The 22,930-nt window shown below is 70.7% G+C and carries 23 protein-coding genes and 1 riboswitch; of the genes, 12 read left to right on the top strand and 11 right to left on the bottom strand.

What is annotated here, in order from left to right; all coding sequences use genetic code 11:
- Positions 1–62: 62 nt before the first annotated feature.
- Positions 63–212, bottom strand: a complete 150-nt coding sequence (locus AC3DE3_RS15515; protein WP_488370550.1) for a hypothetical protein — start codon at positions 210–212, stop codon at positions 63–65.
- A gap of 160 nt (positions 213–372) precedes the next feature.
- Positions 373–470: riboswitch (TPP riboswitch) on the top strand.
- 120 nt (positions 471–590) lie between these two features.
- Between AC3DE3_RS15515 and AC3DE3_RS15510 the strand changes: the two genes are divergently transcribed.
- The 3 genes from AC3DE3_RS15510 to AC3DE3_RS15500 are packed head-to-tail and all read left to right on the top strand — an operon-like array spanning position 591 to position 2,235.
- Positions 591–1,355: a 3-oxoacyl-ACP reductase gene (locus AC3DE3_RS15510; protein WP_488370565.1), complete on the top strand. Its 765-nt coding sequence runs from the start codon at positions 591–593 to the stop codon at positions 1,353–1,355.
- A 39-nt stretch (positions 1,356–1,394) separates the two neighbouring features.
- Entirely contained in the window at positions 1,395–1,760 is a 366-nt protein-coding gene (locus tag AC3DE3_RS15505; protein ID WP_488370549.1) for a hypothetical protein, read from the top strand.
- Positions 1,761–1,764: 4 nt separating this feature from the next.
- Positions 1,765–2,235 (top strand): hypothetical protein, encoded by a 471-nt coding sequence (locus tag AC3DE3_RS15500; RefSeq protein ID WP_260488593.1) that lies wholly within the window; start codon positions 1,765–1,767, stop codon positions 2,233–2,235.
- Positions 2,236–2,307: 72 nt separating this feature from the next.
- Here the strand turns inward: AC3DE3_RS15500 and AC3DE3_RS15495 are convergent, their stop codons facing one another.
- On the bottom strand, positions 2,308–2,532 hold the full coding sequence (locus AC3DE3_RS15495; RefSeq protein WP_182634560.1) for a hypothetical protein: 225 nt from the start codon (positions 2,530–2,532) through the stop codon (positions 2,308–2,310).
- A gap of 228 nt (positions 2,533–2,760) precedes the next feature.
- On the opposite strand from AC3DE3_RS15495, the gene AC3DE3_RS15490 reads away from it, so the two are divergent.
- Entirely contained in the window at positions 2,761–3,654 is an 894-nt protein-coding gene (locus tag AC3DE3_RS15490; RefSeq protein WP_488370564.1) for an SDR family oxidoreductase, read from the top strand.
- A gap of 190 nt (positions 3,655–3,844) precedes the next feature.
- Here the strand turns inward: AC3DE3_RS15490 and AC3DE3_RS15485 are convergent, their stop codons facing one another.
- The 5 genes from AC3DE3_RS15485 to AC3DE3_RS15465 form a co-directional block, all read right to left on the bottom strand.
- On the bottom strand, positions 3,845–4,645 hold the full coding sequence (locus tag AC3DE3_RS15485; protein WP_488370548.1) for a hypothetical protein: 801 nt from the start codon (positions 4,643–4,645) through the stop codon (positions 3,845–3,847).
- Positions 4,646–5,011: 366 nt separating this feature from the next.
- Positions 5,012–6,124, bottom strand: coding sequence for an NDMA-dependent alcohol dehydrogenase (locus AC3DE3_RS15480; RefSeq protein WP_260488590.1), 1,113 nt, complete (start codon positions 6,122–6,124; stop codon positions 5,012–5,014).
- 161 nt (positions 6,125–6,285) lie between these two features.
- The gene (locus tag AC3DE3_RS15475; RefSeq protein WP_488370547.1) at positions 6,286–7,815 is read right to left on the bottom strand and encodes an aldehyde dehydrogenase family protein; all 1,530 of its coding nucleotides are present in this window, start codon (positions 7,813–7,815) and stop codon (positions 6,286–6,288) included.
- 173 nt (positions 7,816–7,988) lie between these two features.
- Positions 7,989–9,695, bottom strand: coding sequence for a helix-turn-helix domain-containing protein (locus AC3DE3_RS15470; RefSeq protein ID WP_488370546.1), 1,707 nt, complete (start codon positions 9,693–9,695; stop codon positions 7,989–7,991).
- Between the two features lie 131 nt (positions 9,696–9,826).
- On the bottom strand, positions 9,827–10,765 hold the full coding sequence (locus AC3DE3_RS15465; RefSeq protein ID WP_488370545.1) for an IclR family transcriptional regulator: 939 nt from the start codon (positions 10,763–10,765) through the stop codon (positions 9,827–9,829).
- 166 nt (positions 10,766–10,931) lie between these two features.
- Here AC3DE3_RS15465 and cysD point away from each other — a divergent pair, with 166 nt between their 5' ends.
- From cysD to AC3DE3_RS15445, 4 genes are read left to right on the top strand one after another with little or no spacing between them, the layout of a single operon-like run.
- Positions 10,932–11,849 (top strand): sulfate adenylyltransferase subunit CysD, encoded by a 918-nt coding sequence (gene cysD / locus AC3DE3_RS15460; RefSeq protein ID WP_260488585.1) that lies wholly within the window; start codon positions 10,932–10,934, stop codon positions 11,847–11,849.
- Positions 11,849–13,777, top strand: coding sequence for a sulfate adenylyltransferase subunit CysN (cysN, locus tag AC3DE3_RS15455; RefSeq protein ID WP_488370544.1), 1,929 nt, complete (start codon positions 11,849–11,851; stop codon positions 13,775–13,777). Before cysD ends, cysN begins: the two co-directional genes overlap by 1 nt.
- 4 nt (positions 13,778–13,781) lie before the next feature.
- On the top strand, positions 13,782–14,699 hold the full coding sequence (locus AC3DE3_RS15450) for a sulfite exporter TauE/SafE family protein (protein ID WP_488370543.1): 918 nt from the start codon (positions 13,782–13,784) through the stop codon (positions 14,697–14,699).
- A 46-nt stretch (positions 14,700–14,745) separates the two neighbouring features.
- Complete coding sequence (locus tag AC3DE3_RS15445) at positions 14,746–16,002, top strand: cation:proton antiporter (protein ID WP_488370542.1); 1,257 nt, start codon at positions 14,746–14,748, stop codon at positions 16,000–16,002.
- On the opposite strand, the gene AC3DE3_RS15440 is transcribed toward AC3DE3_RS15445, so the two are convergent.
- Together AC3DE3_RS15440 and AC3DE3_RS15435 are read right to left on the bottom strand one after the other, a co-directional pair.
- Positions 15,999–16,481: an RrF2 family transcriptional regulator gene (locus AC3DE3_RS15440; protein WP_260488582.1), complete on the bottom strand. Its 483-nt coding sequence runs from the start codon at positions 16,479–16,481 to the stop codon at positions 15,999–16,001. The genes AC3DE3_RS15445 and AC3DE3_RS15440 overlap by 4 nt on opposite strands.
- A gap of 81 nt (positions 16,482–16,562) precedes the next feature.
- The gene (locus AC3DE3_RS15435; protein ID WP_488370541.1) at positions 16,563–17,501 is read right to left on the bottom strand and encodes a sulfite exporter TauE/SafE family protein; all 939 of its coding nucleotides are present in this window, start codon (positions 17,499–17,501) and stop codon (positions 16,563–16,565) included.
- A gap of 248 nt (positions 17,502–17,749) precedes the next feature.
- Here AC3DE3_RS15435 and AC3DE3_RS15430 point away from each other — a divergent pair, with 248 nt between their 5' ends.
- Positions 17,750–17,965, top strand: coding sequence for a hypothetical protein (locus AC3DE3_RS15430; protein ID WP_260488580.1), 216 nt, complete (start codon positions 17,750–17,752; stop codon positions 17,963–17,965).
- A 45-nt stretch (positions 17,966–18,010) separates the two neighbouring features.
- Positions 18,011–18,826, top strand: coding sequence for a 3'(2'),5'-bisphosphate nucleotidase CysQ (locus tag AC3DE3_RS15425; protein ID WP_260488579.1), 816 nt, complete (start codon positions 18,011–18,013; stop codon positions 18,824–18,826).
- Here the strand turns inward: AC3DE3_RS15425 and AC3DE3_RS15420 are convergent.
- Positions 18,810–19,934 (bottom strand): NAD-dependent epimerase/dehydratase family protein, encoded by a 1,125-nt coding sequence (locus tag AC3DE3_RS15420; protein WP_488370540.1) that lies wholly within the window; start codon positions 19,932–19,934, stop codon positions 18,810–18,812. The genes AC3DE3_RS15425 and AC3DE3_RS15420 overlap by 17 nt on opposite strands.
- A gap of 139 nt (positions 19,935–20,073) precedes the next feature.
- Entirely contained in the window at positions 20,074–20,469 is a 396-nt protein-coding gene (locus AC3DE3_RS15415) for a hypothetical protein (RefSeq protein WP_260488578.1), read from the bottom strand.
- 170 nt (positions 20,470–20,639) lie between these two features.
- Between AC3DE3_RS15415 and AC3DE3_RS15410 the strand changes: the two genes are divergently transcribed.
- The gene (locus AC3DE3_RS15410) at positions 20,640–21,713 is read left to right on the top strand and encodes a YihY/virulence factor BrkB family protein (protein WP_488370539.1); all 1,074 of its coding nucleotides are present in this window, start codon (positions 20,640–20,642) and stop codon (positions 21,711–21,713) included.
- A gap of 47 nt (positions 21,714–21,760) precedes the next feature.
- Positions 21,761–22,924, top strand: a complete 1,164-nt coding sequence (locus AC3DE3_RS15405) for a YihY/virulence factor BrkB family protein (RefSeq protein WP_488370538.1) — start codon at positions 21,761–21,763, stop codon at positions 22,922–22,924.
- Positions 22,925–22,930: the final 6 nt, after the last annotated feature.

The following is a 22,930-nucleotide window of genomic DNA, read 5'->3' as shown; positions in this document are numbered from 1 at the left end:
GGTTGCCGCTTGTCGCGGGCGGGCACGGGATAGTGGCCCGATTGTCGCAATTCTTGTCCGTTCTAACCGCTCTTATTGCTGAAGACGTACATGCCGCCGATTACCACGACGGTCAGGACTGCAAACCCGATGAGGTAGGGAAGCAGTTGCGACAACAGCCAGAAGAACCCGACGAGGAGGGCCATGCCCATGAGGAAGACGAGAAAGTACATGAAGCGATCCCCTGGCTGAATGATGGCGTGAGTCGGTGACATTGAAAACGTATCCCTTTCTCGTTGCCTAAGTGAAAGAAAGGACTGCAATGCCCACAATATGAAGCGAGGGCTCGACTGAGCCGGGGCCGGTGAGCTGGTGCAATCTCGGGGTAGGCTCGGCTTCGACACGGGGTGCTGCCCGTCCGGGCAGCTGAGATCACACCCGTCGAACCTGAACTGGGTAGTTCCAGCGGAGGAATGTCGTGTGCGTCGCCCCGGGCGGCGTCGCCTCGCAGTCGTGCGGTCCCCGCGCGCCGGGCGCCGGGCGGGTACTCAACACGTTCTCCGTGCGGAACCACCGGGAAGCGAGTGGCAGTGAGTACCGGAAACAACAGCATGCGTATCAACGAGCAGGTCGTCCTGGTCACCGGCGGAGCCCGCGGACTCGGCGTGGAGATCATCCGCGCCTTCTCCCGCGAGGGCGCCCTCGTCGTCGTCAACTATCGACGCAGCGAGGCCGCCGCCACCGACCTCGTCCGTGAGCTCGGCGAGGACCGCGCCGTCGCACTACGCGCCGACGTGACCGACGACGACGACGTGCGCGGCCTCTTCGACGCGGCCCGCGCCCACTTCGGTCGGCCCATCAGCACGGTGGTCAACAACGCGCTGGCCGACTTCGAGTTCAACGGCGATGCCCGGCCGCGTCCGGAGACCCTCACCTGGGAGGACTTCGACTCGCAGTTGCGCGGCGCGGTCAAGGCCACCCTCGCCACCACCCAGGCCGCGCTGCCGGGGATGCGTGAGGCCGGATTCGGCCGGATCGTCAACATCGGCACCAACCTGTTCCAGCACCCGGTGGTGCCGTACCACGACTACACCGCCGCCAAGGCCGCCGCCCTCTCGCTCACCCGGACCCTGGCCACCGATCTGGGGCCGGACGGCATCACGGTCAACATGGTCTCGGGCGGCCTGCTGCGCACCACCGACGCCAGCGCCGCTACACCTGAAGAGGTTTTCGACATCATCGCCTCCGGTACCCCGCTGCGACGGGTGATCACCCCGGCCGAGCTCGCCGACGCGGTGTTGTTCTTCGCCTCCCCGTGGGCACGGGCCGTGACCGGGCAGAACCTCATCGTGGACGGCGGTCTGGTCATGGGCTGACCCTTGCCCGGCCCAGCTCGGGTGGGGGAAGCTGGAGGTATGGAACTGCCGTCGGTCACCTCCCCGCGAACCGCCGAGGGGCGGCGGATCGAGGCGGCCGAGGCGGCGGTGCACGAACTCGACCAGCGGCTGGCTGAATGGGATCAGCAGCGGGCGCTGGTCGTCGCCGAGGACCTCGGTAGCGACCCCCATACCCACGTCTCCGCGACCTGGCCGACGGTCGCGGAGGCGCACGCGGCAGCGGCCGGGCGTCTCGCGTCGCCCCTGTCAGCCGCTGCGCTCGCTGCGGAGTGCGCGGAGCTGCGCTGGACGGGCGTGGGAAAACTGATCGGGGCCGGGATCTCGGCGGCGGTGCTCTTGTCCGTCCCACTGACGCTCGTCCTGCGAGCACTGGGCGGGGGGTGATGTCGTGCCGCTCATCCTCGCGTTGCTCCTGCTCACGGTTGTCGCCGGGCTGGCCACCTGGGTTGCGGCGACCGGATGGCTGGTGCAGTCGGGGCTGGCGGATCTGGCCCGCCGCCGACGGCTCAGACTCGGGGCCGACCCGGTGCAGCTCACCGCCGAGCGGGCGGTGGACTCGGCCCGGCGGACCCACCTCCTGGCGCTGGAAGCGCTGACGCAGACCCTCGACCGCTGGTACGAGATCCGGTTCACGCTGGGGATCGGCACCCCGCTGGAGGGCGCGTACCCCGAGATCAGAGACCACCTCGATGCCGATCCGGACTTCGCCGGGTTGCTGGAGCGGGCCAACACCGCCTGCCTGGACAATCGCTCGAACGCGCCGGCCGTCGTCGCGGAACTGCTCGACGAGGCCGCGCGGATGGATTCGATGATGCTCGCCATCCGCGGCCACCTCCACCGGGCGGGGCGGTCGAAATGAGCGACTCCGCCCCGCTCCCCCCACGAGAAGTGGGATGGGCGAGGCGGAGTGACGCTGTCCGCGGGGGCGGGCTCAGGCGATGCCGGTGCCCTCGTCGGCCGCGGGGGAGGTGTTGGTGCCGCCGTCGTTGATCTCGAAGCGTGTCCACTTGCCGTCCATGTCGACCTCCATGGCGTAACCGAGCGCGTCGTCCGGGACCTCGACCGTCTTGAACCAGTCGTAGGCCTTGGTGTCGTCGGCGAACTCCTTCTCGTCGATCACGTTCTGCTCGGGGTCAATCACGCGGTAGCGGGGCATGCTTGCTCCTTCGTCTCGAGGGAAGTTGAGTTCTCTTCCGCAGTGTGGGGGATTCGGGACGACCTCGCATCCGGACGGGTGGTCGCGCGGCGGGGCGTACGGTCGATGCAGCCACACGATCCAGGAGGCCCACACGTGAGCACCGACCCCACCGCTTCGCCCTCCGAGCAGCCAGACGCTCTCCAGCCCGACGCCGCCCAGCCCGACGCCGTCCAGCCCGACGCCGCGGTGCTGGTCGACGGCGCCGTGCTGGTCGATCCCACCTCCAAGTACGAGGTGGAGATTCCGCTGCAGTCGCAGCCCGTTCCGGGGCTCGCGTCGGAGCTCGACCCGCCCGCGGATCACGGCGAGACGTCGTACGTCGGCCACGGTCGCCTCACCGGTCGGCGGGCGCTCATCACCGGAGGCGACTCGGGGATCGGCCGGGCCGTGGCGATCGCGTATGCCCGCGAGGGCGCGGATGTCGCGATCGGCTACCTGCCGTCCGAACAGTCCGATGCCGACGAGGTCGCGCGACTGGTCCGGGAGGCCGGGCGGACATGCGTGCTGCTCCCCGGCGATGTCGGCGACGAGGAGGTCGCGCGGGGGATCGTCCGCGACGCCGTCGCGGGGCTCGGCGGGATCGACGTGCTGGTGCTCAACGCCGCCCGGCAGACGTACGTGGAGAACCTGGAGGACCTGACCTCCGAGCAGTGGTCCGAGACGATGAACGTCAACATCTCCGCCCCGTTCTGGATGATGCAGGAAGCGCTCGGTCACCTGCAGCCCGGTGCGAGCGTCATCTTCACCTCGTCTGTCCAGGCCTACACCCCGTCGCCGGGCCTAGTGGACTACGCGACCTCTCGCGCTGCGGTCAACACGATGTCCAAGGCGTTGGCGCAGCAGCTCGCGACCCGGGGGATCCGCGTCAACGCCGTCGCGCCCGGGCCGTTCTGGACCGCGTTGCAGGTCACCGGCGGGCAGAAGCCGGAGAAGCTCCCGTACTTCGGGCAGAAGAATCCGCTCGGCAGGCCCGGCCAGCCCGTGGAGATGGCGGGCGCGTACGTGTATCTGGCCTCCGAGGAGTCGTCGTACACGACCGGCAACACGTTGTCGGTGACGGGCGGGGCGCCCACGCCCTGAGCCGACTCGGCGCAGCCGCACGCCGTGCCCAGCCGCGTGCCGGGCCCAGCCGCACGCCGTGCCCAGCCGCGTCAGCATCCGCGCGCAGACGGTGCAGCCGCGCACGAGAATTCGTCAGCGGTTGCAGTGGTTGCGCGCGGATGGCGTGAGGTGCGCTGCTGGCCGGTGCGTGAGGTCGGCTGTGGACAGGTCAGAGGAGGTGCGCTCGTCGGAGCCCGCCGAGCAGCAGTCGCTCGAACCGGACGGGCTTGAACAGGTCGTCCCAGATCCACCGGATCACCACGACGCCGAGATCCCTCAGCTGGTCCTCGCGCTGCTTCTCGAGCCACACCACCTCGCTCGGGTCCGCGCTGTTGCGGGCGCGGCCGGAGTACTTGATCCTGCCGTCGAACTCCCCGGCCAGTGCGCCCTCTCCCCAGGAGAAGTCGGTCCGGGCGATAACCTGCCCCTCCTCGGAGAGGTATCGATGTTGCAGTCGAGGCGCCGGAATCGCACGCAGGGATCTCATGACGCAGCGCGAGAGCGATTCACCGGGGCTCTCCGCGAGCGGGTCCGCAAATTCGACAGCCTCTCGGGCGATCGCGACACCGGTGCGGCCGCGGTGGAGTTCGAGCTCGTTCACCAGGGAAGCCCGCGTGACCAACTTCAGGCGCAGCGCATGGTCTGCCGCGCAGACACCCGCATCGAAGCCTGCTGTGCGGGCAAGGTCGATGATCGTCCGATCAACGGTCGTGACGGGGATGCCGTCGACCTCGGTGGCTGACAGGGAACTCCCCGGAGAGGTATGGATCTGGACGTGAGGGGTCCTGCGGCCTCCGGCGGGCCGGCCGACCGTCAGGTGGACGCCCTGGGTCCGGGTTCTGACGAGGGGGAGGCCGTGGAGCTCCGCTGCCGTGTGGTGGCTGATCAGTGCCCCGGCCGGCCCCTCCGCCAGCGCGATCCTGGAGGACCTGACGGCGGAGGCCTTCCGGGACTCACCGGCGACGGGCACATGGAACCACCCGTGCCTGCTCCTGATCAGGCTTCCTGCAGAGACCGCGGCAGTGAGTGCGCGGTGCGACAGTCCCGCCCGGGTCGCCTCTGCCGTGGTGAATGGTTGCCCCGTGACAAACGGGATCGCTGGTGTCATGGCGGCAACGGTGCCAGGGCCCCCTGGTGAATCCGGCCCACAAAGAAGGCCGGTGGCCGGGCCCTGTGGAAAAGCCGGCCCTGTGAAATTCAGGGTCTGGCAGTCCTGGACCAGGTCTCGCCGGACAACCGCGCGCAATCACTGCAGCCGCCCACGATAGTTCGTGAGCGGATGCAGTGATTGCGCGCGGCTGCGGGCGGAGTTGGCGGGACGGCTGCCGGCGACGGATCAGGTGTCGTGGATGATCACGCCTCGCATGATCTTGCCGTCCTGAAGGTCCTGGTAGCCCTCGTTCACCTGGTCGAGTGTGTAGGTCGTGGTGATGAGTTCATCCAGCTTGAGCTTGCCTTCGTCATACAGTCGCAGGAGCTTGACGATGTCGTACTGCGGGTTGGCCGAGCCGAACAGGGTGCCCGTGATGGTCTTTCCGAACAGGGCCATCATCGTGCCGCTGACCTGGACGGTCTTGTCGGTCATGTTGCCCAGGCCGGTGATCACGACCCGGCCGCCCTTGCCGATCACGTCGAAGGCGCTCGAGACGACCTGCTCCTCGACGGTGCCGACCAGGATGAGGGCCTGGTCCGCCATCTGGCCCCAGGTGAGCTTCTCGACCTCGGCGTGGGCCTCGGCGGCGTCGGCGAAGGCGTGGGTGGCGCCGAACTTCAGTGCCTCGTCGCGCTTGAACTGGACGGGGTCCACCACCACGACGTGCCGGGCCCCCGAGTGGACGGCGCCCTGGACGGCGTTGATGCCCAGGCCGCCGATGCCGTAGATCACCACGGTGTCGCCCTGGCGGACGTTGCCGGCGTAGGTCGCGGTGCCCCAGCCCGACGGCACGCCGCAGCCCACCAGCACCGCCTTGTCCAGCGGCAGCCAGTCGTCGACCTTGACTACCGAGTGCTGCGAGATCACCGAGCGCTCGGAGAAGGTGCCGAGCATGCACATGGCGCCGAAGTCCTTGCCGTCCGAGTGGAAGCGGAAGGTGCCGTCGGGCATGTGACCGTCGAGGATCGTCGCGCCCATGTCACACAGACTCTGTCGGCCGGTCGAGCAATAGCGGCAGGTCCCGCAGTTGGGGATGAAGGAGCAGACCACGTGGTCACCCGGCTTGACCTTGGTGACGCCCACGCCCACGGCCTCGATGATGCCGGCTCCCTCGTGCCCGCCGACGATCGGGAAGCGCGGTGGGAGCGAGCCGTCGGACAGGTGTAGGTCGGAGTGGCAGAGGCCCGCGGCGGTGTACTTGATCAGCACCTCGCCGGGGCCGGGATCGTCCAAGTCGAGCTCGATGATCTCGAACGGCTTGTGGAGGTCGAACAGTACTGCTGCTTTGGTCTTCACGGCGGTGTTCCTTTCGGGGAGCGCAGGAGGTGGGAAGTGCAGGGTGGGAAGTGCAGGGTGGACAGGTGCAAGGGGGAGGGTTGAGTAGGAGGAGAGGGAGTCGCCGACGTCCCCGGAGCGGTCACGGGGACGCCGGGTCCCGGTTCGCGGAGCCCGATGACTCAGAGCTGGATGTTGACCGACCTGGTCTGGGTGTAGAGGTCGAGCGCACCCTGGCCCAGCTCGCGGCCCCAGCCGGACTGCTTGAACCCGCCGAACGGCATGGCGGTGTCGAAGCCGTTGTACTGGTTGACCCACACCGAGCCGGCGTGAAGTCGACTCGCGACCTTGTGTGCCTTGGAGATGTCCTGGGTCCACACTCCGGCGGCCAGGCCGTACATCGAATCGTTGGCCTGGCGGACCGCGTCGTCGAGGTCGGAGAAGCGCAGGGCCGCCACGACGGGGCCGAAGATCTCCTCGGTGACCACCCGGTGGTCGGCCTCGACGTCCACAAAGACGGTGGGCTGGATGAAGTAGCCGGTGTCGCCGTGGCGCCCACCGCCGGTCAGGGCCCGCCCGCCGTCCTCGATCCCGGCGCGCAGGTAGTAGGAGACCTTGTCGAACTGGTCCTGGTCGACCACCGGGCCGAGCGTGGTGGCGGGGTCGAGGCCGTGACCGATGGTGGCCTGGGCGGCGGCGTCGGCCACGGCCTGGGTGAACTCCTCGTAGATGGAGTCCTCCACGTAGAGTCGGGTGCCGGCGGTGCAGGCCTGGCCGTGGTTGAACATCCAGGCGGCCACGGAACCGGCCACGGCGGCGTCCCAGTCGCAGTCGGCAAAGACGATGTTGGCGCTCTTGCCGCCCAGCTCGAGGGAGACCTTCTTGAGGTTGCCCTTGGCGGCGTCCACGATGAGCTTGCCGACCTCGGTCGACCCGGTGAAGGCGACCTTGTCCACGTGGTGGTGGGCGGAGATGGCGGCGCCGGCGTCGCCGAACCCGGTGATGATGTTGACCACGCCGTCGGGAACGCCGGCCTCGGCCATGATCTCGCCCAGCAGCAGCGCGGTCAGCGGTGTCTGCTCGGCGGGCTTGAGGACGAGGGTGTTGCCGGTGGCCAGGGCGGGTGCGAGCTTCCACGACGCCATGAGGATCGGGAAGTTCCACGGGATGATCTGGCCGCACACACCCACCGGGACGCGCTGGGTGTAGGCGTGGAACTGCTTGTCGCCGGCGAACGGCATGGACACGTTGACGGTGGAGCCCTCGATCTTGGTGCACCAGCCCGCGTAGTAGCGGAACACGTCGGCCGCCCACGCCACGTCGACGGCGGTGGCGATGGCTGCGGACTTGCCGTTGTCGAGTGCCTCGATCTGTCCGAGCATCTCGGCCTTGGCGTCGAGCAGGTCGCCGATCCGCCACAGGATCTGTTCGCGTTGGTTGGGCTTCATGCCGGCCCATTTGCCGTCGTCGAATGCGCGGCGCGCGGCGGCCACCGCCTTGTCGACGTCCGCGGGTCCGCCGTGCGCGACCTGCGCGATCTCGGCGCCGGTGGCGGGATCGAAGGTGCCGAACGTGCGGCCGTCGGCGGCGTCCACCCACTGGCCGTCGATGAACAACTGGTGCGGGCGGGCGAGGAACTCGCGGGCCTCGGCGCTGAGCCGCTCGTCGAATCGGCCGGTGGTGCCGGTGTCGCGGGAGAGTGTGCCGGTCATGATGTCCTCCAGAAATCCGACCGGCTCTTATGTGATGCCGGTCACAACCCATCATGGGGTCGCGGTTGGCACGCCGAGTGTTCAGATTCTGGACAATATGGACAACGCCGACAGCATCGACGGCGCCGGGCCGACGCCCGACGCCGGGCAGGGGCCGGGCCGACGCCCTCCCGCTAGGACAGGCCGAACTCGCGCATCCGGGCGTACAGGGTGGTTCTGCTGATGCCCAGTCGTTTGGCGGCGCGTGACCGGACGCCGTCGCATCCGGCCAGGGCGGCGACGATCGCGTCGTACTCGCCTCTCGCCAGCTCCCCGGCCCGGGGCGGGCGTCCGGTGCGGGCACGGGCCGGCAGGCAGTCCACGTCGAGCGTCGTCGACCCCGTGTGCCCGGACTCGGAGAGGCATTCGGTCAGGATCGACCGCAGGGAGATCAGACCGTTGGGCAGGTCCAGGGCGCAGACGGCGTCCGTGAAGCGCGCCGTGGGGACCATGGGGGCGAGCCCCTTCCCGGCGGTCAGCTCTGCCACCATCCGGGCGACGATCTCGGCGCTCTCGGCCCCGCGTTCGTGCAGCGGCCGCAGAACGGTCCTTGTCCCGCACGCGTCGAGTGCCTCCGTCACCGCCGCGCGGGGGTCCTCGCGACTGGTGACGACGACGAGGGCGGCCCCCGCCGACCGTAGGCGTGCTGCCAGGCGGCGCAGGTCGGCGTCGTCGAGGAGGTCGATGTCGTCTAGGACCAGCGGTCGTCCCTCATCGCCCTGGTCGCGCAAGGCGGGCACCACGAGACCGATCCACGCGGCGTCGGCGCTGTCGGCTTCTGCGAGACGGACGTGCAGGGCGCCCGGGCCCGCGATGTCCCGCGCCGTCGTCGACCGTCCCGACCCGGAGGGGCCGACCACGGCGTGGGTCGGTCCGGTGACCCCGCCGCAGGAGCCGGGCGCGGAGGCGGCGGGCATCGCCGACGTCCCCGGGATGGAGGCGGCGTCGGGGGCGGTGGAGGCCGGTCGGGTGCTGCCCAGGACGGGTACGGCCGGGTGCTGATGGTCCGGGAAGACCAGGTCGAGCAGGTGCCCACGACGTCCGACCCGGCTCGAGAGCACCCCGACCGTACCCACCGACAGCTCCACGGAGTCACCGAGCTCGTCCCGGTCGACCAGGCGTCGGAGCCTGCCGAGGTCGCGGGAGTCCAGCCGTTCCAGGCTCGAGTGCGAGGCCAGCACGACCTCGTCACCGAACGCACAGGTCGCGGTGTCCGAGGTGCGGGTACGTTCGACGAACCGGTGCCACAGTTCGCGGTCGTCGGCACGGGCGGTGTCGACGTAGCGGGCCTCGATGTCCGCGACGATCTTCCGTACGAACGGAGCGAACATGCGGGAGGCGTCGGCACTCATGCCCGTCAGATCCACCGCGCCGACCAGGCGTCGCGTGAGCGGGTCGATGATCGGGTGCCCGTAGCAGACGAAGTCGCGCAGGACCTCGGCGAAGTGTTGCTCGCCGTGGATGAACACCCCGGCGCGGGTCTCGAGGGCCGTGCCGATGCCGTTGTTGCCCACCGCGTCCTCGGTCAGGGTGGCCCCGTCGTCGACGCCTCGCCGCAGCAGCATGCGGGAGATCCGGGCGTTGTCGCGTACCGAGCGGATGACCCGACCCTCGCGGTCGGCGAGCAGGAGCATCGCCCCGGTGTCCTTGAGGACCTCGTCCAGGTCGTCCATCACCGGGCGGGCGGCTTCCGCGAGCCGGTGGGAGCGCGATGCGCGTGGGTCGGGGGCTCCGGGCCGGGCGCTCTTCGGGGTGAGTCCGCACGACGCGGATCGGCGCCAGGACAGATCGATGTGGTCCTCACCGGGGGCAGGGGAGGAGGGGCGGACGGTCTGGGTCACAGGGCGCCTCCGGCCGGTCGATCGGTGTGATCTACACCATACGGACGCCGGGGCGGTCGGGGGTGCGGCGGTGGCCGCGCGGGGCGGGCGTGGCCGGGCGGAGGTGCGGCGGTGGCCGGGCGGGGCCGGGATCAGGGGTGCCGGGCCGCGTGCGCCGGGTGGACGAGGTGCGAGGGCAGGCCGGTGGCGAGGGCGGGTCCCGGCCGCGAGGCCAGCCGGGCGGAGACCGCGTCGGCGCACGCGCTGACCGCCCGGGTGGCACGGGCGACGGACCGACCGGTCATGCGCCGTCCCGGGGCGACGGCCACCGAGCCGACCGCGCGGCCGTCCGCACGCAGAACGGGCGCGGCGACCGAGGCCACCGCCAGGTCCTCGGCGGAGTCGAGCTCGGCGTTGGTCACGTCGATCTCGGACAGCTCCACGAACAGTTCGGACACGCGGTCCCGGACCAGGGCGCCGATGCCGGACGCCTCGAGCGAATCGGCCATCCGCAGCAGCTCGCGGCGTGCGGGGGTCAGCCGCTCGATCGACCACCCGCGTCGCGCGATCTGCGGCAGGACCGTCTCCAGTCGGTCCCGGGCCGCGGGGGTGAGCCCCGCGGAGTCGGCGAGCCACCGGCGCTGCTCGACCACAGGGAGGCGGGCCGCCAGTTCGCGGGCGAAGGGCGCACGCACCGGGACCACGTGACCGACGGGCATGACCTCCCGGGAGGCGGTTCTCATGCCGGCGCCGACCGAGTCCACGACCTCGGCCATCCCGTCGCGGACCTCGAAGACCACAGCGGCGATACCGGTGGCGTCGGCCAGCTGCTCGAGGGGCTCGCGGGCCGCCCGGACGAGATCGACCTCGGCGGCCAGTGCCGTACCCACCTCGCGCAGCCTCGGCCCGGCCCGCCACCCACCGCCGACCTTGTCCGCCCAGGCCTGCGACTCCATCTCGGCCAGCACCGCGTGCAGGGTCGACCGGCTGGCGCCCGTGATCCGGGCGAGTTCGGCCAGGGGTAGGGGAGGGCCGTCGGTCGCGAGGGACTCGATTACCGAGAGCACCCGACCTGTCGGTTCGTGTCGCATAGTCGACAGGATATGTCGATTAGTCGACAGGTGCACGGTGGTTGTGCTCACCGAGGTGCATATCCGGGCCTCGCGGGCGCACGATGGTCCGGATGCCCGAGGGCAGACAGATCTGTCTGCCATCAGCCGCCCGGTGTTCCGGACGGCCCACGACACTGGAGGTCGCATGACGACGAGGTCGGCGGTGACGCTCTCGCATCTCGACGCGCTCGAGGCGGAGTCCGTTCACATCTTCCGCGAGGTAGCCGCGCAGTTCGAACGCCCGGGGATGCTCTTCTCCGGCGGCAAGGACTCGGTGGTGATGTTCCACCTCGCCCGCAAGGCCTTCTGGCCCGCGCCGATGCCGTTCCCGCTCATGCACGTGGACACGGGTCACAACTTCGACGAGGTCATCGAGTATCGCGACCGGGTCGTGGCCGAGACCGGCGTCCAGCTGCTCGTGTCCCACGTGCAGGACGACATCGACGCCGGCCGCGTGGTCGAGGAGACCGGTGTCGGCACCAGCCGCAACCGTCTCCAGACCGCAGCCCTGCTGAGGGGCATCCAGGAGAACCGCTTCGACGCGGTCTTCGGCGGCGCCCGCCGCGACGAGGAGAAGGCCCGGGCCAAGGAGCGCGTCTTCTCGTTCCGAGACGCGTTCGGCGCCTGGGATCCCCGCGCGCAGCGCCCCGAGCTGTGGAAGCTCTACAACGGCAAGCACCGAAAGGGCGAGCACATCCGCGTGTTCCCGCTGTCCAACTGGACGGAGCTCGACATCTGGCAGTACATCGAGCGCGAGGACATCGACCTCCCGCCGATCTACTACGCCCACGAGCGCGAGGTCATCGAGCGCGACGGCATGCTCCTGGCCAAGACCCGGTTCCTCGAGACCCTCCCGCACGAGGAGGCGCGCACCGAGCTGGTCCGCTTCCGCACGGTCGGAGACGCCACCTGCACCGGCTGCGTCGAGTCCGACGCCACCGACAACGCCGCCGTCGTCGCCGAGGTCGCGGGCACCCGCGTCACCGAGCGCGGCGCCACCCGTGCCGACGACCGGATCTCCGAGGCCGGCATGGAAGACCGCAAGAAGGAGGGCTACTTCTGATGAGCACCCCGACCACCGAGACGCGCCCGGCCGAGACCGGGCACGCCACCACCGGGCACGCCACCGCCGAGCCCGGCCACACCATGTCCGAGCAGGCCCAGCTGCTGCGTATCGCCACCGCCGGCTCCGTCGACGACGGCAAGTCGACCCTCATCGGCCGACTGCTGTTCGACTCCAAGGGCATCTTCGAGGACCAGCTCGCCTCCATCGAGGCCACCTCCGCCAAGCGCGGCGACGAGTACACCGACCTCGCGCTGCTCACCGACGGGCTGCGGTCCGAGCGGGAGCAGGGCATCACGATCGACGTGGCCTACCGCTACTTCTCGACCCCGCGGCGCAAGTTCATCATCGCCGACACCCCGGGCCACGTGCAGTACACGCGCAACATGGTCACCGGCGCCTCCACGGCCGACGTGGCGATCATCCTCGTCGACGCCCGCAAGGGCGTGCTCGAGCAGACCCGCCGGCACGCCTTCCTGTCGGCGCTCCTCGGCATCCCGCGTCTGGTGGTGGCGGTGAACAAGATGGACCTGGTGGACTACGACGAGGCCACCTTCGAGGCCATCCGGACCGAGTTCACCGACTTCGCCGCCAAGCTCGAGGTCCACGACGTCACCTTCGTGCCGTTGTCGGCGCTCAAGGGCGACAATGTGGTCGACCGCTCGGAGGCCATGCCCTGGTACACCGGCCCGGCGCTGCTCGACCACCTCGAGAACGTCCACATCGCCTCGGACCGCAACCTCACCGACGTCCGGTTCCCGGTCCAGTACGTGATCCGCCCCCAGCGCGCCGACGGGTTGGATCACCGCTCGTTCGCGGGCACCGTCGCGGGCGGCATCATCAAGGTCGACGACGACGTGGTGGTCATGCCGTCCGGTCGACAGTCCACGGTCAAGGCGATCTGGGGTCCGGGCGGGGCGGAGCTGGACGAGGCCGCCGCGCCCGCCGCGGTGACGATCGCGCTGAACGACGAGATCGACATCGTCCGCGGCGAGATGATCGCCCGTCCGGGCAACCGTCCGCACCAGGGCACCGAACTCGAGGCGATGATCTGCTGGTTCGACGACGTCACCACGCTGCAGCAGAACAAGCGCTACGTCATCAAGCACACCACCCGTGACACCAAGGCGATCGTCACGGGGATGGAGTACCGGCTCGACGTCAACACGCTGCACCGCGACCCGGATTCCACAGAACTCGACCTCAACGAGATCGGCCGCATCGGCCTGCGCACGCAGACCCCGCTGATGTACGACCCGTACCGCCGTAACCGCGACACCGGTGCGTTCATCATGGTCGACGAGATCACCGGCAACACCGTGGGCGCGGGCATGATCATCGGGCCCGCCACCACGGGGTCCAACGTGGTCTGGCACGCCGGGGCCGTCCAGCGCGGGGACCGGGGCCAGGGCCGCACGCTGTGGCTCACCGGACTGTCCGGATCGGGCAAGTCCACGATCGCCTCCGAGGTCGAGCGCCTGCTCATCGAGTCCGGGCACCCCGCCTACATCCTCGACGGCGACAACCTGCGGCACGGGCTCAACGCCGACCTCGGGTTCTCGGCCTCCGACCGCGCCGAGAACATCCGCCGCACCGCGGAGGTGGCGGCGCTGTTCGCGGACGCCGGCGTCGTCGTCATCTGTTCCCTCATCTCGCCCATGCGCGCCGACCGCGACGCGGCACGTCAGGTCCACGCCAAGGCCGACCTGCCCTTCACCGAGGTCTTCGTGGACACCCCGCTGGCCGAGTGCGAGGCCCGCGACCCGAAGGGCCTGTACGCCAAGGCCCGGGCCGGCGAGATCCCGGAGTTCACCGGGGTGTCCGCTCCGTACGAGCCGCCGCTGACGCCCGACCTGCACGTGCGTCCCGAGGACGGGACGGCCGAAGAGGTCGCGCAGCGGATCCTCAGCTCCATCCTGGGGATCTGAGCCGGTGCCCGAGGCCCTCTGGACCTACGAGTCGCTCGGGCTGCTGGTCGTCAGTGCGGTGATTGGCGTGGTGATCGGTCTGACGGGGATGGGCGGCGGTGCGCTGATGACGCCGGCGCTCATCCTCGTGGGCATCCCGCCGACGGCGGCGGTCGCCAACGACCTCGTGGTCAACGCGGTCAACAAGGTCGTCGGTGCGGGCGTGCACTGGCGGCACGGCAAGCCCAATCTCAAGATCGCGTTCTGGCTGGTCCTGGGGTCGGTGCCGACGGCCTACCTGGGCGCGTGGCTCGTCCACGCGATCGGTGCCGACGACGTGCAGGGCCTGCTCAAGAAGGCCATCGGTGCCACGCTCATCGTGGCCTCGACGGCCTATTTCCTGCGGGCCTTCTTCGAGATGTCCGGGCGCATCCGCACCGGTGACGACCCCGACCCGCCCGTCAAGCCGCTCATCACCCTGCTGGTCGGGGTGATCGGTGGCCTGATGGTGGGCATCACCTCGGTGGGCTCGGGCACCGTCATCATGATGTGCATCATGCTGCTGTACCCCACGCTGGCCGCGCTGCGGCTGGTGGGCACCGACCTGGTGCAGGCGGTCCCGCTCGTGATCGCGGCGGCCATCGGCCACGTGATGGTCACCGGGGTCGACTGGGGCCTGCTGGTCCCGCTGCTGATCGGGGGTGCGATCGGCACGTTCTTCGGTTCGAAGTTCGCCAGCCGCGTCCCGCAAGGGCTGATCCGTCGCGGAATCACGATCGTGCTGGCCGTGACCGCCTCGGCGATGTTGGGTGCGTCCCCGCTCCTCATCGGCGTCATCACGCTGGTGCTGGTCACGGTGGGGCCGCTGGTGTGGAGGATCCTCGTGCGCCGGTTCTCGGTGCACCGGGACGAGCCCGCGGAGCAGGCGGCCGCCCGAGCCTGACGCGGTCCGGTGGCGCGTCGACCCCCCGTGGGGCCACACTCCTGCGGTGGCCAATACCGACCTCATGTACGCGGTCATCGGGGCGGCGTTGCTCGTCGGCTCACTCCTTCCGCGACTGCTCCGCGAGCGGGTCCTGTCCGCGCCGATCGTCGTGGTGGGCGTGGGCATGCTCATCGGCTGGCTCATGCCCAACGAGTCGCAGCTCGTCGACGTCATCGAGCACGCGGAGCTCGCCGAGCGGATGGCGGAGATCACCGTCATCGTCGCGCTCTTCGGCGTCGGCCTGGCGCTCGACCGTCCGCTCACCTTCCGGGGGTGGAGCACCACCTGGCGTCTGCTCGCCATCGGGATGCCGCTGTCGATCGCAGGCGTCGCGGTGCTCGGGTGGTGGGCACTCGGCCTGACCCCGGCGGTCGCGGTCCTGCTCGGGGCCGTACTCGCCCCGACCGACCCGGTGCTGGCCTCCGACGTGCAGGTGGAGGGCCCCGGTCACGGCGAGGGGGAGAAGGTCGACGACGAGCACGACGAGGCGCGCTTCGCCCTCACGTCGGAGGCGGGCCTCAACGACGCGCTGGCGTTCCCGTTCGTCTACCTCGCGATCCTCCTGGCCACCAAGGGGCCGCCCTCGGAGTGGGTCTGGACCTGGCTGGCCTGGGACCTGGTGGGCAAGACGGTCATCGGGGCCGTGGCCGGGTGGGTCATCGGCCGGCTGGTGGGGGCGGCCCTCTACCGGGTCCGCATCGGCGAGCACCGCCTCGTCGGCTATGCCGAACCCGCGGCCGCGGTGGCCACGCTGCTCCTGGCCTACGGAGTCGGCGAACTCGTGGGCGGATGGGGATTCCTGGCGGTGTTCTGCGCGGCGCTGGGTCTCCGCGCGGCGGAGCGTCACGACGAGAAGCACGCCCGGGCCCACGAGTTCATCGAGTTCACCGAGCACCTGCTCACGCTTCTGGTCCTGCTGGTGATCGGGGCGTCGTTCATCTCGGACGCGGTCTTCCGACTGGAGTGGTCGCACGCGGTGGTGGCGGCCGGGGTCCTGTTCGTGATCAGGCCGCTCACCGCCTGGATCGCCCTGCTGGGCGATCGCAAACTGCGGCGCCCCGAGCGGCTCTTCGTCGCCGCCTTCGGTGTCCGGGGCGTCGGGTCACTGTTCTATCTCTGCTACGCGATGGGCTACTTCTCCAAGGACGACGGCTGGTCACTCTGGCCCGCGGTGTCGCTGGTGATCGTCGCGTCCATCGCCATCCACGGTGCGTCGGCGTCCCCGGCCATGAGAGCGCTCGAGCGCTACCGTCAGCGTTAGCGGGCCTCCCAGGCGTCGGTGTCGAGGGTCAGTGCGTGGACCTCGCCCGGGAGGTGCCCGGCCGCGAGGTCGGCGATCGTCACGGCGTCCATCACCCGGCGCAGCGCGGCGCGGGAGGCGATCCACACGTGCTGGAGGATCGCGGCGCGCTCGTTGTAGACCACCGATTCGGGGCGGACGTCATAGACGCTGACCAGTGGTCCGTCGACGGCTCGGAGGACGTCGGCGACCGAGATGTCCCCGGCGGCGCGGCCGAGGAACCAGCCGCCGGTCTTCCCCCGGCGACTGGCCACGATCCCGGCCCGGCGCAGGTCCGACAGGATCGCCTGGAGGAAGCCGTGCGGGATGTCCTGCCGCCGCCCCAACTCCTCGGCGCTGACCGGGTTCTCGCGGGGAGCGGCGTCCGGAACGTCGAGCTGTGCCGTCGCCAGCTCGACGAGTGCGCGCAAGGCGTAGTCGGACTTGGCCGTGACCCTCATGGGAACAGTCTCCCAGAGGGTCCGTCGTGGCGGGCGGGGGAGTGAGTCTCCCGGACTCCCCGGTCGACCGCCTCGGTCCGGTCAGGCCTGGGCCGGGGCGGATTCGGCGGCCCCCGCACGAGCGGGTCCGGCCGGGTGGGTGCCGGCCTCGTCGTCGTCGCCGGGGGTCCTGCGCTCGGCGAGCACCGCCCAGGTGACCAGGCCGATCCACACGGCGACCAGGGCCAGCAGGATCGGGGTGGTCGCCGACGAGGGCACCTCGGCCCACACCAGCAGGGTGCGGGTGTTGGTGACGACGATCAGGCCGCCGGCCGCCGTGCCGAGCACCCGGGCTGGCAGGTGCTTGACGAGCCACGCCGCGAGCGGGGCCACGAGCACTCCGCCGATGAGGAGCGCCAGCGCGTAGCCCCAGTTGATGCCGGCCGCACCCAGGCCCACGAGGAAGCCGAGTGACCCGCCGACCGCCACCACGAACTCGGAGGTGTCTATGGAGCCGACGACCTTGCGCGGCTCGACGCGGCCCGAGGACAGCAGGGAGGTGGTGCCGACCGGGCCCCAGCCGCCGCCGCCGAGGGAGTCGAGGGTGCCGCCGACCAGGCCGAGCGGTACGAGGAACCCGGTGCGGACCCGTCCGCGGAACTCGGGGCGCCGCCCGCCCAGGGCGAGGAAGCGGTACAGGACGTACAGGCCCAGGGTGAGCAGGATCGCGCCCACGACGGGCTTGGCCACGTCGGCGGGGAGGCTGGACAGCAGGGTGGCGCCGGCGAAGGCGCCGATCGCGCCGGGCACCGCGAGGATGCGCACGATCCGCCAGTCGACGTTGCCGAGCTTGTGGTGGGAGATGCCGGAGGCGAGGGTGGTGCCGATCTCCGCGAAGTGCACGGATGCCGACGCGGCGGCGGGGGCGATACCGGCCGCGACCAGCAGCGTCGTGGACGTCACGCCGTACGCCATGCCCAGGGAGCCGTCGATGAGTTGGGCGATGGCGCCGACGACGCCGAGCACGATGAGAGTCTTCACGGTCACCTTGTGGGTAGTGAGTTGAGTAAGTAGAGCAATACAGTAGACATAGGATGTGGAGGATGTCTAGACCGTTCTGTCTACTGCCCCACGGCGGCGCGCTGGTCGGCTGTCCAGAACCTCTGCCGGCACTTCGGGGGTGACGCGAGATGCGCACGATGTTTCCACTGTTGCGTAGTAAAAATTTATGACAAGATAGGGGGCCTACGCGTTGGCTCGGGGCCGGCGCTGGGGCTTCAAGGGGAACCATGAGCGAGGTCGGAGAGCGTCCGTGCTACGTCGAGGAGACGGCCGACGGCGCGGTGTGGGGTTGTCATCGCTGCAACGCGCGCAGCGGCGTTCTGCCGTCGCGTGGCGCGGCCCGGGTCGCGGCAGATGCCCATCGCTGCCCGGACGAGCCCGCCCGCGTCGCCCGCCAGTACGGGCATCCCCGGCGCCGGGGCCTGCGCTCCCGCTGGCGGTAGGCCTCTCGCGCCCCCGCGGGCGGTACGCCTCCTAGGCTGGTGGGCATGACCGTCGCCTCGCGTACCCCGGATCAGCAACTCGCCGTCGACCTCGCCACGGAGGCCGGACGCCTGCTGGTGGACCTGCGTTCGTCCGGCCCCACCGGGCGGCAGCTCGGCGACATCGGGGACCGTCGAGCCAACACGCTGCTGCTCGACCGGCTCGCGGCGGCGCGTCCGGGCGACGCGGTCCTGTCGGAGGAGTCGGCCGACGACCTCGCGCGGGTGGACGCCGACCGTGTCTGGATCATCGATCCCGTCGACGGCACCCGTGAGTACGGCCTCGGTGACCGGCCGGACTGGGCCGTCCACGTGGCCCTGTGGGAACGCCACGGGGACCCGGCCCTGTCGCGACTCACCGCCGCAGCGGTCGGGCTACCGGCGCTCGGGGTGGTGTCGGGGGTCGACGACGACGAGGTCTACGCCGCACCCGTGGGCAACGGCGGGGTCGACGGAGGGGGCCTCCTTCCCCCGCGGACGGGCTCCCGGCCGAGGATCGTCCTCTCCGCGTCCCGTCCTCCCCGGTTCGCCGACGCGGTCGCCGAGGCGGTGGGCGGGGATCTGGTGCCGTTGGGGTCAGCCGGGGCCAAGACGGCCGCCGTCGTCCGCGGCGAGGCGGACGCCTACATCCACGCCGGGGGTCAGTACCAGTGGGATTCCGCCGCCCCGGCCGGGGTGGCGCTGGCCCGCGGGTTTGTCGCGGTGCGGGTCGACGGCTCCCCGCTGGAGTACAACGTGGCCGACACCTACCTCCCGGACCTCGTCGTGTGCCGGGCCGACCTCGCGGACGCCATCCTGGGCGCGATCAGGGCAGTCGTCTGACGTCGACGGGGCCGCCGCGGCGTAGCGAGGCCAGCGCGTCCAGCAGGGTCCGCGGGCGCAGGGGCGGGGACGTGCCCGCCCGCCCGGCGGCGATCGCGTCGATCACCTCCCGGAGTGCCTCGTCGGCCGGGACCGTGGGGTGCCAGCCGAGTTCGGCCCGGGCGCGGGTGGTGTGCATGAGCGGGACCCCGAACGCCAGGTCGACCCAGCCGATGCTCAGCGGCTGGAGGTGCAGCAGCCAGCTGACGTGGACCAGTTGCCGCAGGATCCGCAGCGGCAGTTCGACCGGCCGTGCCCCGAGCTCGCGGGCGATCATGTCGCGGGTCACGGGTGGTTCGGCCGCGATGTTGAACGCGCCCTGCGCGCCGGTCGTCGCGGCGGCCGCGAGCGCCGAGGCCATGTCGTCGCCGTGCACCAGGGGCACCGTGAGGCGCCGGTCCACCGGCAGGATCGGCAGCGCCCGGATCAACCGGAGGGGCGCGACGGCGGGGCTGAAGTAGCGCGCCAGGCCCGAGGCCGCCTCGCCGTGCACGATGAACGCGGCCCGCATGCGGGCGATCGTCGGGCTGCCGGGGTGTTCACGCTCGTGCTGGTCCAGCAGGCGTTCGGCGGCCGTCTTGTGGTGGTTGTAGGCGGCCGTGGGCACCCCGCCCAGCTCGGCATCCTCGCTCACGCGACTGCTCACCGACACCCCGGGGCCACCGTCGGACACCGGGGCGTAGGCGCCCACCGAGGACTGGTGCACGAGGTGCGGCACGCCAGCCAGTCGGCACGCGCCGACGACCGCCGCGGTGCCGCCCACGCCCAGTCGCCGGTGGTGGTCCACGTCGCGGGTCGGCTGGAAGCCCCAGGCGAGGTGGATGACCGCGTCGGCCCCCCGGAAGATCCCCACCAGATCCTCGGCGCGGGCGTAGGACAGGTCCACCCGGTGCCACTCGGCACCGTCGTAGGGGGCGGTGGCCGGTGGGATCCGGCGGCACAGTCCCACCACGTCGTGGCCGTCGGCGAGCAGGCGGCGCAGGAGAGGGGTCCCCACGTTCCCGCTGGCTCCGGTGACGACTATCCGCATCCGGCGGGCCGGGACATCGGATTCCGGGTTCTGCGCCATCGCCCCATGGTCGGCGACATGTGCGGCCCGCGCATCCGGTCCGGCAGACGCGCGACGGCCCGGCCCCGCGGGATGCGGGCCCGGGCCGTCGCGTCTAAGAGTGCCGGGTGCCGGGCGCGGACGCCCACCGGCCGTCGGACTACCGGTCGGTGACCAGCGCGCCGGCGATCGCGGCCATGAACGCGTCCTTGGCCAGGGACATGCCCTCCTGGCTGGGGCGGATGCCGTCGTCCTCGGTCATGGCGGGGTTGCGGAAGTACATGGCCAGCAGGCCCGCGGAGAACACGCCGAGGGCGGCGCCCGCGATCCTGCGGGGCACGACCGGGGTGAGGAGGGCGGCGCCGATGCCGATCTCCGAGTAGGCGACGAACTTGCCGAAGGAATCGGGATCCATCTTGGTCACGGCGGGAACGCCCGTCGCGGCGAAGCCCTGCAGGCCCTGGGCGGCCTCGGTCGGCATGCCTCGCTTGCTCAGGCCCGAGTTGAGGACGAAGGCGCCGGTGACTCCGCGGAGGATGGCGTTGGACAGGCTCACGGTGATTCTCCCTCTGGTTCAACGATGGTCAGGTGACCTTGAGATTGTAGATACGCCACTTTGGTGACGTGACACCAATCAGGGTAACGCACCGGGAGTCGGCGATGATCCCGTGGGGGGAGTCGGCGAGCCGGATGCGGGGGAGGCCCGCTAGTGGAAAGGTCCTGGGCATGAGTACGAGCAGCCGCGACATCACCGATAAACCCGACCCGGACTCTGATCCCGACGCGGGCAAGCCCGAGTCCCCGACCAAGCTCAAGGGCGGCGCCTGGAAGATCGGCCTCAAGCGCGCCGCCGGTGAGTTCTCCAAGGACAACTGCACCGACCTCGCCGCGGCGCTGACGTACTTCGCGGTGCTGTCGCTGTTCCCGGCCCTGCTCGCCGTGGTGTCTCTGCTCGGCGTGTTCGGGCAGGGACAGGCCACGGTCGACGCCGTGATGGGGCTCTTCGAGGGCGCCGCTCCGGAGGAGACGCTCGCGACACTGCGGGGCCCCATCGAGTCCCTGGTCAACACCCCTGCCGCCGGGATCGCACTGATCACCGGTATCGCGGGCGCCCTGTGGACGGCGTCCGGGTACGTGGGAGCGTTCGGACGGGCCATGAACAACATCTACGAGGTCGAGGAGGGTCGTCCCTTCTGGAAGCTCAAGCCCGCGATGATCCTGCTCACCGCGGTCCTGCTGCTCCTGGTCTGCGTGGCCGGGCTCATGTTGGTGATCAGCGGCCCGATCGCCGAGTGGGTGGGTGATCTCGTCGGACTCGGCGAGACAGCCGTGACCGTGTGGGGCATCGCCAAGTGGCCGGCGCTGATCCTCGTCGTCGTCGTTATCCTGGCGGTCCTCTACGGGTTCTCGCCCAACGTCAAGCAACCCAGGTTCCGGTGGATCTCCGTGGGCGCGATCGTCGCCCTGATCGTGTGGGCGGTCGCCACCGCCGGGTTCGTCTTCTACGTCTCCAACTTCAGCAGCTACAACGCCACGTACGGCTCGCTGGCCGGTGTCATCGTGTTCTTGCTCTGGCTGTGGATCACCAACAACGCCCTGCTGTTCGGTGCGGAGGTGGACGCCGAGATCGAGCGGGCCCGCGAGCTGCAGGCCGGGCTGCCCGCCGAGGAGACCATCCAGCTCCCGCCGCGCGACACCACGGCCAGCGACAAGGCGGCCGAGAAGCACCAGAAGACCATCGACGACGCGGCCGACGTGCGCCGCGAGGCCCAGGTGGAACAGGCCCGCAACCGCGACTGACCGGCGAGGCGGGGACGCCCGCGACCGGCAGGGGCCACAATCAGGGCATGACGATCTCGGGCGGCGCCGGCCGGACGGTGCGCAGACGGCTCCGGACCGCCCGGCTGGTCCTGGCCCGATCGGTGTCGGAGTTCTTCCGGGACCGCGGCCCGGACGTGGCGGGCTCGCTCACCTTCTACGGCGTGCTCTCGTTGTTTCCCGCGATCCTCGGAGTGGTCTCGCTGCTCGGCGTGTTCGGCCAGGGCGAGCGGACGGTGGACGCGGTCATGGACATGCTCTCCGACGTCGCCCCGCCGGCGGTGCTGGACCCGGTCCGCGGCCCCATCGAGACGCTCGTGACCACGCCGGCCGCGGGGACGGCGCTCCTGGTCGGTGCGGTGGTCGCACTGGTCACGGCCTCGCGCTACGTCTGGGCGCTCGGACGGGCCATCAACGCGATCTTCGGGGTGGCCGAGGGACGCCCGCTGTGGCGGGTGCTGCCCGTCGGGCTGGTGCTCACCGCGCTGCTCATCGTCCTGGTGGCCGTCGGGGGTCTCGCCCTGGTGTTCACCGGGCCCATCGCGGAGACCATCGGAGGATGGATCGGGCTGGGCGAGACGGCCCTGGCCGTATGGGGCGTCGCCAAGTGGCCGGGCGCGGTGATCTCGGCGATCCTGGCGCTGGCCATCCTCTACCGCTTCTCACCCAACATCGCCGGTCGACGGTTCCACTGGGTCAGTCTCGGCGCGAGCGCCGCGCTGCTCGTGATCGGGGTGGCCACCGCCGGGTTCGGACTGTTCCTCTCCGCCGCCGGCAGCTTCAACCGGACCTACGGCTCGCTCGCCGGGATCATCGTCTTCCTCCTGTGGCTGTGGCTGGTCAACATGGGCGTGCTCTACGGAGCCCGGCTGGACGCGGAGGTGATGCGCCTGCGGCAGCTCCGGGCGGGCATCCCGGCCGAGGAGGCGGTCCGGGTGACGCCGCGCGACACCACGGCCAGTGAGGCGCACGACCGCCGCCGCGCCCGCATGCTGGCCGCGTACCGGGAGTTGCGCCGCGAACCCGCCGGGGGCTACCCCGACCACCCCGACGACGCAACGGTCGACCACTCGGCCGGCGCGCCCGGATCGGAGGCCGGGTCGGTGGCCGGATCGGATGCCGGGTCGACGCCGGAGGCCGAGGACACCCCGGGCTCCGGGGAAGGGGCGGGGGCGGTCCGTTCGCAGCGGTAGGGTTGC

The organism is Dietzia sp. IBK-p2-16D, assembly GCF_057773085.1.
The sequence above is the reverse complement of the archived record's forward strand: the minus strand, read 5'-3'. Positions and strand labels throughout refer to the sequence as shown.